This window comes from Actinoplanes sp. NPDC051861, assembly GCF_040681145.1.
Lineage (GTDB): Bacteria > Actinomycetota > Actinomycetes > Mycobacteriales > Micromonosporaceae > Actinoplanes.
In genome coordinates this window covers 136,038-148,546 of the sequence record NZ_JBFAYE010000005.1, presented here as the reverse complement: position 1 = coordinate 148,546, position 12,509 = coordinate 136,038, and the positions used below count along the sequence as shown (strand labels likewise).

10 protein-coding genes are annotated in these 12,509 nt (G+C 69.6%); 7 read left to right on the top strand and 3 right to left on the bottom strand.

Features of this window, described 5'->3' with window-relative positions; genetic code table 11:
- Positions 1-3 precede the first annotated feature (3 nt).
- The gene (gene fdhD / locus AB0M02_RS17555) at positions 4-852 is read left to right on the top strand and encodes a formate dehydrogenase accessory sulfurtransferase FdhD (protein WP_364227847.1); all 849 of its coding nucleotides are present in this window, start codon (positions 4-6) and stop codon (positions 850-852) included.
- Between the two features lie 215 nt (positions 853-1,067).
- On the opposite strand, the gene sucD is transcribed toward fdhD, so the two are convergent.
- Both sucD and sucC read right to left on the bottom strand, forming a co-directional pair.
- Entirely contained in the window at positions 1,068-1,943 is an 876-nt protein-coding gene (sucD, locus tag AB0M02_RS17550) for a succinate--CoA ligase subunit alpha (RefSeq protein ID WP_364227845.1), read from the bottom strand.
- 2 nt (positions 1,944-1,945) lie between these two features.
- On the bottom strand, positions 1,946-3,124 hold the full coding sequence (sucC, locus tag AB0M02_RS17545) for an ADP-forming succinate--CoA ligase subunit beta (RefSeq protein WP_364227841.1): 1,179 nt from the start codon (positions 3,122-3,124) through the stop codon (positions 1,946-1,948).
- A 233-nt stretch (positions 3,125-3,357) separates the two neighbouring features.
- On the opposite strand from sucC, the gene frc reads away from it, so the two are divergent.
- From frc to AB0M02_RS17520, 5 genes are all read left to right on the top strand, one after another.
- Positions 3,358-4,587, top strand: a complete 1,230-nt coding sequence (gene frc, locus AB0M02_RS17540; protein WP_364227839.1) for a formyl-CoA transferase — start codon at positions 3,358-3,360, stop codon at positions 4,585-4,587.
- A gap of 31 nt (positions 4,588-4,618) precedes the next feature.
- Positions 4,619-6,784 (top strand): acetate--CoA ligase family protein, encoded by a 2,166-nt coding sequence (locus AB0M02_RS17535; RefSeq protein WP_364227836.1) that lies wholly within the window; start codon positions 4,619-4,621, stop codon positions 6,782-6,784.
- Positions 6,785-7,008: 224 nt separating this feature from the next.
- Positions 7,009-8,412 (top strand): Nramp family divalent metal transporter, encoded by a 1,404-nt coding sequence (locus AB0M02_RS17530; RefSeq protein ID WP_364227833.1) that lies wholly within the window; start codon positions 7,009-7,011, stop codon positions 8,410-8,412.
- 14 nt (positions 8,413-8,426) lie between these two features.
- Positions 8,427-9,005 carry a hypothetical protein gene (locus AB0M02_RS17525; protein WP_364227830.1) on the top strand — a complete coding sequence of 193 codons (579 nt, stop codon included), beginning with the start codon at positions 8,427-8,429 and terminating at the stop codon, positions 9,003-9,005.
- The gene (locus AB0M02_RS17520) at positions 9,002-10,012 is read left to right on the top strand and encodes a TerC family protein (protein ID WP_364227828.1); all 1,011 of its coding nucleotides are present in this window, start codon (positions 9,002-9,004) and stop codon (positions 10,010-10,012) included. Before AB0M02_RS17525 ends, AB0M02_RS17520 begins: the two co-directional genes overlap by 4 nt.
- An 8-nt stretch (positions 10,013-10,020) precedes the next feature.
- Here AB0M02_RS17520 and AB0M02_RS17515 read toward each other — a convergent pair whose 3' ends face one another.
- Positions 10,021-10,230, bottom strand: coding sequence for a hypothetical protein (locus AB0M02_RS17515; RefSeq protein ID WP_364227825.1), 210 nt, complete (start codon positions 10,228-10,230; stop codon positions 10,021-10,023).
- A 443-nt stretch (positions 10,231-10,673) separates the two neighbouring features.
- Between AB0M02_RS17515 and oxc the strand changes: the two genes are divergently transcribed.
- Positions 10,674-12,410 (top strand): oxalyl-CoA decarboxylase, encoded by a 1,737-nt coding sequence (oxc, locus tag AB0M02_RS17510; RefSeq protein WP_364227822.1) that lies wholly within the window; start codon positions 10,674-10,676, stop codon positions 12,408-12,410.
- The last annotated feature ends 99 nt before the right edge of the window (positions 12,411-12,509 follow it).

Below are 12,509 nucleotides of genomic sequence, written 5' to 3'. Positions count from 1 at the left end.
GAGATGGGACGCGTGACGAGCCGGCGCCGCGTGGTGCGGATGGTCGACGGGGTGGCCGCGGAGCCGGTCGACACGCTCGCCGCGGAGGAACCGCTGGAGATCCGGGTCAACGGGAGATCCCTGGTGGTGACGATGCGCACGCCCGGCGACGACTTCGACCTGGTCGCCGGGTTCCTGGTCAGCGAGGGTGTGGTGCGCCGGGCGCCGGAGATCGCCGGCATCCGCTACTGCGCGGGCGCCACCGCGGACGGGGTCAACACCTACAACGTGGTCGACGTGGTCCTGGCCGCCGGGGTGGCGCCACCGGACCCGTCGCTGGAACGCAACTTCTACACCACCTCGTCCTGCGGGCTCTGCGGCAAGGCGAGCCTGGACGCGGTGCGTACGGTAGCGGCCTGGTCGGTGCGCGACGATCCGATCCGGCTGGACCCCGCGGTGGTCAGCTCCATGCCCGGGACGCTGCGCACCGCGCAGCGGGTCTTCGAGCGCACGGGCGGCCTGCACGCCGCGGGATTGTTCTCCGCCGACGGCCGCCTGCACTGTCTGCGCGAGGACGTCGGCCGGCACAACGCGGTCGACAAGGTCGTCGGCTGGGCGCTGCGGGACGGCCGGCTGCCGCTGCGCGACACCATCCTGATGGTCAGCGGGCGGGCCTCGTTCGAGCTGGTGCAGAAGGCGGTGATGGCCGGCATCCCGGCGCTCGCCGCGGTCTCCGCCCCGTCCTCGCTCGCCGCCGATCTGGCCGCCGACGCGGGTCTCACCCTCATCGGGTTCCTGCGCGGCGCGTCGATGAACGTGTACGCCGGCGCCCACCGCCTCGTGCGGCGGGACAGCGCCGGCCTCGCGGTCTGACGACAGCGCTCGCCGCGGTCCGGCGGTGCTTGCCGTGCGGTCCGGCGGTGCTTGCCGTGCGGTCCGGCGGTGTTTGCCGTGCGGTCTGGCAGCGGCGTTCGCGAGGTCCGGGCGGAGGCGGGCGGTCTCCGCCCGGACCGACGCTGACATCGGCGCGGCGCCCGCGCCGGCCCACCGGAGGGATGGTGGGCCGGCGCGGCGCCGGGCGCCGCCGGTCAGCGTGCCGGTAACGTCTCGCGCATCAGTGCGGCGGCCTCGGACGGCGTCCGGCCGACCCGGACCCCGGCCGCTTCCAGTGCCTCCTGCTTGGCCGCCGCGGTTCCGGACGATCCGGAGACGATCGCTCCGGCGTGCCCCATCGTCTTGCCCTCGGGCGCGGTGAAGCCGGCCACGTAACCGACCACCGGCTTGCTGATGTGCTGCCGGATGTAGTCCGCGGCGCGCTCCTCCGCGTCACCGCCGATCTCGCCGATCATCACGATCGCGTCGGTCTCGGGGTCGTCCTCGAACGCCTGCAGGCAGTCGATGTGGGTGGTGCCGATGATCGGGTCGCCGCCGATGCCGACACAGGTGGAGAAGCCGAGGTCGCGCAGCTCGTACATCATCTGGTAGGTCAGGGTTCCGCTCTTGCTGACCAGGCCGATCCGCCCGCGCTCGGTGATGTCGGCGGGGATGATGCCGGCGTTGGACTGACCGGGGCTGATCAGACCGGGGCAGTTCGGCCCGATGATCCGGGTGGCGTTGCCGGCGGCCTGGGCGTACGCCCAGAACGCCGCCGTGTCGTGTACCGGGATCCCCTCGGTCAGCACGACCGACAGGCTCAGCTCTGCGTCGATCGCCTCGATCACCGCGTTCTTGGCGAAGCGGGGCGGCACGAAGACGACCGAGGTGTCGGCGCCGGTTGCCTTGACCGCCTCGGCGGCGCTGTTGAAAACCGGGATGCCGTCGACCTCCTGCCCGCCCTTGCCGGGGGTGACCCCGGCGACGATGTTCGTCCCGGCGGCGACCATCCGCCGGGTGTGCCGGGTGCCCTCGGCTCCGGTGATGCCCTGGACCAGCACCCTGCTCTTGTCGGTGAGGAAGATTGCCATCGTCACGCCCCCTTGCCGGCGAGTTCGGCGGCGCGCCGCGCCGCACCGTCCATCGTGTCCGCGCTGATCACGCCGGGCAGCGCCGCCTCGGCGAGGATCTCGCGTCCCCGCGTGGCGTTGTTGCCGTCCAGCCGGACGACCACCGGTTTGTCGATCGTCTCGCCCGGACCGGTCAGCAGCCCGATCGCCTGGACGATGCCGTCGGCGACCGCGTCGCACGCGGTGATCCCGCCGAAGACGTTGACGAGGACGCTGCGCACCCCGGGGTCGCTCAGGATGATCTCCAGGCCGTCGGCCATCACCTGGGCCGAGGCGCCACCGCCGATGTCGAGGAAGTTCGCCGGTTTCACCCCGCCGAACTCCTCGCCCGCGTAGGCCACCACGTCCAGGGTGCTCATCACCAGACCGGCGCCGTTGCCGATGACACCGACCGAGCCGTCGAGTTTGACGTAGTTCAGGCCCTTCTCGGCCGCCCGCACCTCCAGCGGGTCGGTGGCGCTGATGTCGACGTACTGCGGGTGGCCGGGCTGGCGGTAACGGGCGTTGTCGTCCAGGGTCACCTTGCCGTCCAGCGCCCGCACGGTGCCGTCGGCCAGCTTGGCCAGTGGGTTGATCTCGACCAGGGTGGCGTCCTCGGCGCGGAACACGTTCCACACCCGGACCAGGACGGTGGCGACCAGGTCGCGTACGTCGTCCGGCAGGCCGGTGTCGGCAGCCAGCCGCAGCGCCTGCTCCCAGCCGAGCCCGGTGCCCGGATCCACCGGGAGCCGGGCCAGCGCACCCGGATTCTCGGCCGCCACCTGCTCGATGTCGACGCCTCCCTCCCGTGACGCGAGCGCGAGGAACGACCGGTGGGACCGGTCGAGCAGCAGCGACACGTAGTACTCCTCGACGATGTCGCTGGCCTCGGTGACCAGCACCCGGTGCACGGTGTGGCCCTTGATGTCCATGCCCAGGATCGCGGCTGCCACCTCGCGCGCGGTGTCCGGGCCGTCGGCCAGTCTGACCCCGCCGGCCTTGCCCCGGCCACCGGTCTTCACCTGGGCCTTGACCACGACGCGCCCGCCGATCTCGGCGGCGGCCGCGTAGGCCTCGTCGGGGGTGGTGGCGACGCGGCTGCGGCTGACCGGTACGCCGTGCTTGGCGAAGAGTTCCTGTGCCTGGTGCTCAAACAGATCCACCGGGCCTCCCTTCTGTTCGACCTTCGGTGGGTTGCTCCGGTCGCGGACGCCGCGACGGGAGTGGAATGAGGGATTTACGGAAGATCAGCCGATCCGCCGGGGCCCGGCGGAAAACGTTCCGCGACCCCCTAGACACCTGGCTGTTACATGCGCCACGATATTGCCTACCCCATACGGTATGCAATCCCGAAGCTAGCGGAGGGTCAGACCCCCCAGCCACTGGAGGTTCGCTCATGGGTAAGGCACTGGAGGGCGTTCGGGTCCTCGACATGACGCATGTTCAGTCCGGCCCCTCGTCCACGCAGCTGCTGGCGTGGCTGGGCGCGGACGTTATCAAGCTCGAGGCTCCGGGGCAGGGCGACATCACTCGTTCCCAGCTGCGGGACATCCCCGATGTGGACAGCCTCTACTTCACGATGCTGAACTCCAACAAGCGCAGCATCACCCTCAACATGAAGCACCCGCAGGGCAAGGAGGTCTTCACCAGGCTGGTGTCCGGTGTGGACATCCTGGTGGAGAACTTCGGTCCGGGTGTGGTCGAGCGCTTCGGCTTCCCGTGGGAGACGTTGCAGGAGATCAACCCCGGCCTGGTCTATGCGTCCATCAAGGGCTTCGGCCCCGGTCGCTACGCCGACTTCAAAGCGTACGAGGTCATCGCTCAGGCGATGGGCGGAGCGATGAGCACCACCGGCTTCGAGAACGGTCCCCCGACCGCGACCGGTGCCCAGATCGGCGACTCCGGAACCGGCATCCACCTGGTCGCCGGCATCCTGGCCGCGCTGTATCAGCGCACCCACACCGGCCGTGGCCAGCGGGTACAGGTCGCCATGCAGGACGCGGTGCTCAACCTGTGCCGGGTCAAGCTCCGCGACCAGCAGCGGCTGACCCACGGGCCGCTGAAGGAGTACCCCAACGAGAACTTCGGCGACGAGGTGCCGCGCTCCGGCAACGCCTCCGGTGGCGGCCAGCCCGGCTGGGCCGTGCGCTGCGCCCCGGGCGGGCCGAACGACTACATCTACGTGATCATCCAGCCGGTCGGGTGGAAGCCGATCTGCGAGCTGATCGGCAAGCCCGAGCTGGCCGACGACCCGGCCTGGAACACTCCGCAGGCCCGCCTGCACAAGCTCGACAAGGCGTTCGCGCTGATCGAGGAGTGGACCGAGCGGCACACCAAGCAGGAGGTCATGGAACAGCTCAACGCCCGCAACGTCCCGTGCGGGCCGGTGCTGTCCACCCGCGAGCTGATCGAGGACGAGACGCTGGCCGCGCTGGGTTCGGTGGTCGAGGTCGACCACCCCGAGCGAGGCCCGTTCAAGACGGTCGGCAACCCGATCAAGCTGTCCGACTCGCAGGTCGAGATCGAGCGTTCGCCGCTGCTCGGCGAGCACACCGAGCAGGTGCTCGGCGAACTCGGCTACACCGAGCAGGGAATCGGCGAGCTACGTGCCGCCGGCGCCGTCTGACGACTCCCATTCCAGCTTAGGAGATCAGGAAATGCCGAAGGACGACCGCGGCTACGACCGCGAAGCCGTGCGCCGGGTGCTCGAACGGGCCGGTGCCGAGGGACGGAGTTCGCTGACCGCTCCGGAGGGGCGGCTGGTGGTCGAGGCGTACGGGATCGGCACCCCCGGGGAGGGCCTGGCCGCCGGCGCCGACGAGGCGGTGGCGCTGGCCGAGAAGATCGGGCTGCCGGTGGTCCTGAAGATCGTCTCGCCGGACATCCTGCACAAGACCGAAGCCGGTGGCGTGCTGGTCGGGCTGGGATCGGCAGCGGAGGTCGCCGCCGGGTACGACACGATCATCGCGAACGCGAAGGCGTACCAGGCCGACGCGAAGATCGTCGGAGTGCAGGTGCAGCAGCAGCTCACCTCCGGGCACGAGGTCATCGTCGGCACGGTGACCGACCAGACGTTCGGCAAGGTCGTCGCGTTCGGCCTCGGCGGCGTCCTGGTCGAGGTGCTCAAGGACGTCACCTTCCGGCTCGCCCCGGCCGACACTCCGACCGCGCTGTCGATGATCGACGGCATCGCCTCGGCCGAGATCCTGCGGGGTGTACGCGGCGCCGAACCGGCCGACCGCGAGATCCTGGCCGACCTCATCGTCCGGCTCTCGGACCTGGTCACGGACTTCCCCGAGCTGGCCGAGGTCGACCTCAACCCGGTGCTGGCCACGTCGGCCTCGGCGACAGCCGTGGACGTCCGGATCCTGGTCGACCCGCGGGCGGCCGAGCGTCCGGAGCAGTTCACCGACGAGGAGATCCTGGCGAGCATGAACCGGATCATGCGGCCCGCCTCGATCGCCGTGATCGGAGCGTCGGCCGAGGCCGGCAAGATCGGCAACTCGGTGATGAAGAACCTGGTGAACGGCGGCTACCAGGGCGAGATCTACCCGATCAACCCGAAGGCTACCGAAATCCTGGACCGTAAGGCGTTCCGCAGCATCAGCGACGTGCCCGGCCCGGTCGACGTCGCGGTCTTCGCCATCCCGGCCAAGTTCGTCCCGCAGGCGCTGGAGGAGGTCGGCGCGAAGGGTGTGGCCGGTGCCATCATGATCCCGTCCGGCTTCGGCGAGACCGGCAACCACGAGCTGCAGGCCGAGGTGCTCGCGATCGCCCGCCGGCACGGCGTACGCATCCTCGGGCCCAACATCTACGGCTACTACTACACCCCGGAGAGCCTGTCCGCGACGTTCTGCACCCCGTACGACGTCAAGGGCGGAGTGGCGCTCTCCTCCCAAAGCGGCGGCATCGGGATGGCCATCCTCGGGTTCAGCCGGTCCGCCCGGATGGGCGTGTCCGCGATCGTCGGGGTGGGCAACAAGGCCGACATCGACGAGGACGACCTGCTGACGTTCTTCGAGAGCGACCCGAACACCCAGCTCATCGCCATGCACCTGGAGGACCTGAAGGACGGCCGGTCGTTCGCGCGGGCCGCCAAGCGGGTCTCGGCCACCAAACCGGTGCTGGTGCTCAAGGCCGGGCGCACCGACCAGGGCGCCAAGGCGGCCAGCTCGCACACCGGCGCGCTGGCCGGCAACGACAAGGTTTACGACGACATCCTGCGGCAGAGCGGCGTGATCCGTGCCCCCGGCCTCAACGACCTGCTGGAGTACGCCCGCGGCATCCCGCTGCTGCCCACCCCGCAGGGCGAGAACGTCGTCATCATCACCGGCGCCGGCGGCTCCGGGGTGCTGCTCTCCGACGCCTGCGTGGACAACCAGCTCACCCTGATGGAGATCCCGGACGACCTCGACGAGGCGTTCCGCAAGTTCATCCCGCCGTTCGGGGCCGCCGGCAACCCGATCGACATCACCGGCGGCGAACCGCCGTCGACCTACCGCAACACGATCGCGCTCGGCCTGTCCGACCCGCGCATCCACTCGCTGATCCTCGGCTACTGGCACACCATCGTCACCCCGCCGATGGTCTTCGCCGAACTCGTGGTGGACGTGGTCGAGGAGTTCCGGGCGAAGGGCGTCAACAAGCCCGTGGTCGCCTCGCTCGCCGGAGACGTCGAGGTCGAGGAGGCCAGCGAACACCTGTACCGGCACGGCATCGTCGCCTATCCGTACACCACTGAGAAGCCCGTCGCCGTGCTCGGCGCCAAGTATCGGTGGGCACGTTCCGCCGGCTTGCTCGGCGACCGGCCGGACGGCCGCTGAGTCGTGCGCAGTTCCATCACACCGGGCAGTTGGAGGGGCCAGTAACGGCACAGCGACCACTCCGCGGCCAGGGTCAAAGGACAGGAATCCCCAGGAGGTCCAGCGTGGACGCTTCGAGTTCCCCCTCGCCCATCGAACCGACGACAAGCACATCACCGACCACCGCAACCGCTACCGCCGCCATCGCCGACGATCGAGTATGGCGCGCCGGGCGGCTCGAACCGATGCCGATCAGGGAGCTGCCGAAGGCGCCGCCCTCGGTCCACCTGCTCGGCCCGACCGTGTTCCTCGTCGCACTCGGCGTGGGCATGGGCGAGTCGTACATGTGGCCCCGGCTCGTCCTGATCTTCGGCCCGGAGATCAGGTGGCTCTTCCTGATCGGCGTCACCCTCCAGGCGTTCGTCATGCTGGAGATGGCCCGTTACGCGATGGCGACCGGAGAGAGCATCTTCTTCGGCACCGCCCGGGTCTTCAAACCACTGATGTGGTTCTTCTTCAGCGTGGCGATCCTGGTCTACATCTGGCCCGGCCACCTCTCCACCGGAGCCGCCGCCTTCGAGGAGGTGACCGGCATACCCTGGAAGGTCACGGCCTGTGTCGGGCTGATCCTGGTCGGTGTGCTCTTCAGCCTGGCCAAGGTGATCTACCCCCTGCTGGAGAGCCTGCTCGGCGTGCTGATCGGCCTCCTCGTGGTCAGCACGTCGGTGGTCGCCTCGCTGGTCGGCCGGTGGGCCGACGTCACCTCGACCCTCGGCGGCATGTTCCACTTCGGCTATCTGCCGGACGAGGCGATGTCGGCGACCTGGTTCCCGGTCATCGTCGGGGCGATCGCCTTCGCCGGTCCGTCCGGCATGCAGCAGATGTGGTACACGCTGCACCTCCGTGACTCCGGTGCCGGCATGGGCGCGCATATCCCGAAGATCCGCGGTCTGCGGCACGCGGACGAGCAGGAGGCCATGCCGTCGCGGGGCTTCATGTTCGACACCGAGAACCCCGAGGAGATGAAGAAGTGGAAGGGCTGGCGACGGTGGGTCACCTTCGACGCCCTCCTGCTCTTCTGGGGCATCACCATGCTGGTCACCGTCTCCTTCACGGTGCTGGCGCAGACCGCGGTCCGGGTGAACCCGAACGTCGGCGACCTGATCCGGGACGGTGACCGGGAGGTCGCGCTGACCGCCATGGCGGACGCCTTCGCCTCGGCCGGCGCCCCGGTGCTGCACGGCGTGTTCCTCGGGTTCATCGCACTGATCGGGCTCAACGCCACGCTCGGGCTGTTCGACTCGTTCTCCCGTGGGCAGTCCGACATGACCTACCACTTCGTCCCCGGCGCGAAGCGGTTCAGCATGTCCAAGCTGTACGCCGGCTTCCTCTGGGGCGTCATCACGTTCGGCATCCTGATCCTGAACTTCGGCCCCGCCGACGGTCCGGGCGCGATCCTCGACGTGCTGGCTTTCCTGTCCACCTTCGCGATGGGCGCGTACTGCGTCGTGCTGCTGCTGGTGAACAACCGGATGCTGCCGAAACCGATCCGCCCCGGCATCGTGCAGAACGTGGTGATCGGCTTCGGCGCGGTGTTCTACCTGGGCATGCTGATCTACAGCCTGGCCAGGTTCGGCGTGGTCATCTAGTGCGAGGAGAAGCCGTGACCTACCAGCAGCTGCGTCACCTCGGCCAGCTCGCTCTGCCCGGCGCCGGCATCGGCGTGATCGGCGGGGCGGCGGCCCTCGGACTGGCTCTGATCGCGGGCCAGCCCGTGGACTGGGCGCTGGCCACCGGATTGGCGCTCGGACTCCCGCTGGCACTGCTCGGCGGCGGGTTCGGGCTGCTGCAGGCCGTCGGCGTCATCTCACCGGGGGTGTTCGCCCCGGCGGCGCTCTTCTGGCTCGTCGGGTTCCCCCTCGCCCGGTTGGCCCACGAGGTGCTGGCCGGCCTGCTCCTCACCGGCCGGCCCGCCCCGCCTCCGGACGTGCTCGGTTTCCTGGCCTACCAGGCGATCGTCAGCCTCGGCTTCGCGATCGGGTTCAGCTGGTTGTACGAGCGGGTGGCGCCGGGCTGGCTGCGCCGTATCCGGCCCGGCAACCCGCGGGCCGAGCGGTTGTACCAGTTCTACCTGCGGCATGCCGAGGCCCAGTGGGAGGCGAGAGAGAGCCGCCGGCGGGCCCGGGCCGCCGCCCGAGCAGCGGGCCGGCCGAACCTGTTCCGATCCAAGGGAGCGTCATGAATCTACCGCTCTGGGTATGGGCCGTGACGATCATCGGCTTCCTCGTGATGATCGCCTTCGACTTCTACCTGGTCGCCCGGAACCCCCGCGAACCGTCCTTCCGGGAGTGCGTCGGCTGGGTCAGTTTCTACGTGCTGGCGGCGATCGCCTTCGGGTTCCTGCTGATGGCGACGTACGGCGCCGGTTACGGTGGCCAGTTCTTCGCCGGTTGGCTCACCGAGTACTCGCTCAGCGTCGACAACCTGTTCGTCTTCATCATCATCATGAGCAGGTTCTCGGTGCCCGTGCGGTACCGGCAGAAGGTGCTGCTGATCGGCATCGTGCTGGCGCTGCTGATGCGGGGGATCTTCATCGCGGCGGGCGCCTCGGCGGTCGCGCGGTTCGACTGGCTGTTCTACATCTTCGGAGCGTTCCTGATCTACACCGCGGTCAAGCTGGTCGGCCCGCAACAGGAGGACGAGTTCTCGGAGAACTTCGCCCTCCGTGCGGCGAAGCGGATCCTGCCGACCACCGACTCGTACCAGGGTGCTTCGGTGCTGGTGCGGGTGGACGGCCGGCGGATGGTCACGCCGATGCTGATCGTCATGGTCGCCATCGGCACGACCGACCTGCTCTTCGCGCTCGACTCGATTCCGGCGATCTTCGGACTGACCCAGGAGCCGTACCTGGTCTTCGTCGCGAACACCTTCGCGCTGATGGGCCTGCGGCAGCTCTACTTCCTCCTGGGTGGACTGCTGGACCGGCTGATCTATCTCAGCAAGGGCCTGGCTTTCATCCTGGCCTTCATCGGCGTCAAGCTCGTGCTGGAGGCTTTGCACCACGACGGCGTCTCCTGGGCCCCGGCCGTGCCGATCACCGTCTCGCTCGGGGTCATCATCGGCACGTTGGTGATCACCACCGTGGCCAGCCTGATGAAGTCCCGGCGAGCCGAGCCCGCCGCCACGGACGTGGAGTCCGGAACCTCCGGCGCCCACGAGACCGTGACGGCGAACCGGGACTCGGTCTGACCAGGTTGTCAGGCCTTGATCAGGCCCTCGTCCGGGGCGGAGCCGCGAAGGAAGCGCGCGATCTCCTCGTCGCTCGGCCGGGCGGCCCGGCGCTGGTTCTCCAGCGCGGCCGCCAGGCCGAGCCCGAGGGAGCGGCCGTCGGCGGAGAAGCCGGACGGCAGGGCCAGCCGGTCGGTGAGTCGGGTCAGGGAACGTGAGAACTTCCGCCAGGTGGTCATGACAACATCACTCCTGCTTGTCGTTCTTCCCGGAAAACGACGCTTTCCGGGACCGTGCGCACCGGACCGGACACCGAGAGGTCCGGGACGGTGGTCCGGCAGGACACCCGGATGGGCCTGGTAGGGCCGGGCGCATCCGGGTCGCCGGATCTCTCGCCGTCACGCTTCATCGCATGGCGGCCGGAGGGGGTCGCCCGCGGCGGCTGTGCGGGGGTTTCCACGGTACGCCGCCGCACTCGTGGTCGGTGACGGGTGCCTGTTCGACACTTCGAGGATACAGGCTTCGGTATACAAAAAACGATCTAGTGATGAAAGCCACCGCCGCCCTCTAGACACCTCGCCGCGGCATGGGTCACGATTATTGCCTACCCCATACGGTATGCAATCTTGCGGGCGCAAGCATATCGTATACAGAAGCCGCGACCTTGATGGAGGGCTCGATCATGACCATCGCTTCACTCCGGGAGTCAGAAGCCGGCGACGCCGTCAACGCCACGCAGCTCACCGACGGCATCCATCTGGTCGTCGACGCGCTCAAGCTCAACGAGGTCGAGGCCGTCTACGGCGTTGTCGGCATCCCCATCACCGACCTGGCCCGCCTGGCGCAGGCGTCCGGCATCCGCTTCGTCGGCTTCCGGCACGAGAGCGCGGCCGGGCACGCGGCGGCGGCGGCCGGGTTCCTGACCGGCAAGCCGGGGATCTGCCTGACCGTCTCCGCCCCGGGATTCCTCAACGGCCTCGTGGCCCTGGCCAACGCCACCGTCAACTGCTTCCCGATGGTGCAGATCTCCGGGTCCAGCGAGCGGCACCTGGTCGACCTGCAGCGGGGCGACTACGAGGAGATGGACCAACTGGCGGCGGCGCGGCAGTTCGCCAAGGCGGCCTACCGTGTGCACCGGGCCGAGGACATCGGCCGTGGCATCGCCCGCGCGATCCGCACGGCCGTGTCGGGCCGGCCGGGCGGGGTCTACCTCGACATCCCGGCCGCTGTCCTGGGCGAGGTCATCGACGCCGACCTGGGTGCGGCGTCCCTGTGGCGGGTCGTCGACCCGGCGCCGCGACAGGTGCCCGATGCGGCGGCGCTCGACCGAGCCATCGAGCTGCTCGCCGGCGCCCAGCGGCCGCTCGTCGTGCTCGGCAAGGGCGCGGCCTACGCCCGTGCCGACGACGAGATCCGTCAGTTCGTCGAGCTCACCGGCGTGCCCTACCTGCCCATGTCGATGGCCAAGGGCCTGCTGCCCGACGACCACCCGCAGTCGGTGGCCAGCACCAGGTCGCTGGCCCTGCGCCGGGCCGACGTGGTGATGCTCGTCGGCGCCCGGCTGAACTGGCTGCTCGGGCACGGCGACGCGCCGCAGTGGAACTCCGGCGCCAAGTTCATCCAGGTGGACATCGCCAGCACCGAGCTGGACAGCAACCAGCCCATCGCCGCGCCGCTCGTCGGTGACGTCGGCTCGGTGATGCGGGCACTGCTCGAGCGGACCAAGCCCGGCCAGATCGCGGTGCCGGCCTCGTGGCGCGACGAACTCTCGGCCCGCTCCGCCGACAACGTCGCCAAGATGGCCAAGCGCCTCAAGGCCGCCGAGACCGCACACCCGATGAAGTTCCTCGGCGCACTGCAGGCCATCCGCGACGTCCTGCGGGAGAACCCGCGGGCATATGTGGTCAACGAGGGCGCCAACGCGCTCGACCTGGCCCGCAACACGATCGGGATGCAGGTGCCGCGGCACCGGCTGGACAGCGGGACCTGGGGCGTGATGGGCATCGGCCTGGGGTTCGCGATCGCCGCCGCGGTCGAGAGCGGTGACCCGGTCGTCGCCATCGAGGGCGACAGCGCGTTCGGGTTCAGCGGCATGGAGCTCGAGACGATCTGCCGTTACGGCCTGCCCATCGTCACGGTCGTGCTGAACAACAGCGGCGTCTACCGGGGCGACGCCGCGGCGTCGGCCGCCGGCGACCCGGCCCCGACCGCCCTGCGGGCCCAGCACGATCTGATGATCACCGCGTTCGGCGGCAAGGGCTATCGGGCAACGACGCCCGATGAGGTGACCACGGCCCTCCGCGAGGCACTGGCCCTGGGCAAGCCCGCGCTCATCGATTGCATCATCGACCCCGCCGACGGCACCGAGAGCGGCAACATCGCCCACCTCAACCCGAAGGGCATCACGGTCAAGTCCTGAGTGACGCGGCCACCGCGGCGGCAGACCCTGGGCGGCTCGTCCCGGTATCGGGACGAGCCGCCCTCGACCAGTGTTGGCAGAGGACGGAGGCCCGAACTC

Excerpts from the sequence above, each read along its gene's own strand:
- sucD (WP_364227845.1), bottom strand. The coding sequence starts at position 1,943 with ATGGCAATCTTCCTCACCGACAAGAGCAGGGTGCTGGTCCAGGGCATC.
- AB0M02_RS17515 (WP_364227825.1), bottom strand. The coding sequence starts at position 10,230 with ATGACCACCTGGCGGAAGTTCTCACGTTCCCTGACCCGACTCACCGAC.
- frc (WP_364227839.1), top strand. The coding sequence starts at position 3,358 with ATGGGTAAGGCACTGGAGGGCGTTCGGGTCCTCGACATGACGCATGTT.
- AB0M02_RS17535 (WP_364227836.1), top strand. The coding sequence starts at position 4,619 with ATGCCGAAGGACGACCGCGGCTACGACCGCGAAGCCGTGCGCCGGGTG.
- AB0M02_RS17530 (WP_364227833.1), top strand. The coding sequence starts at position 7,009 with ATGCCGATCAGGGAGCTGCCGAAGGCGCCGCCCTCGGTCCACCTGCTC.
- fdhD (WP_364227847.1), top strand. The coding sequence starts at position 4 with ATGGGACGCGTGACGAGCCGGCGCCGCGTGGTGCGGATGGTCGACGGG.
- AB0M02_RS17520 (WP_364227828.1), top strand. The coding sequence starts at position 9,002 with ATGAATCTACCGCTCTGGGTATGGGCCGTGACGATCATCGGCTTCCTC.
- oxc (WP_364227822.1), top strand. The coding sequence starts at position 10,674 with ATGACCATCGCTTCACTCCGGGAGTCAGAAGCCGGCGACGCCGTCAAC.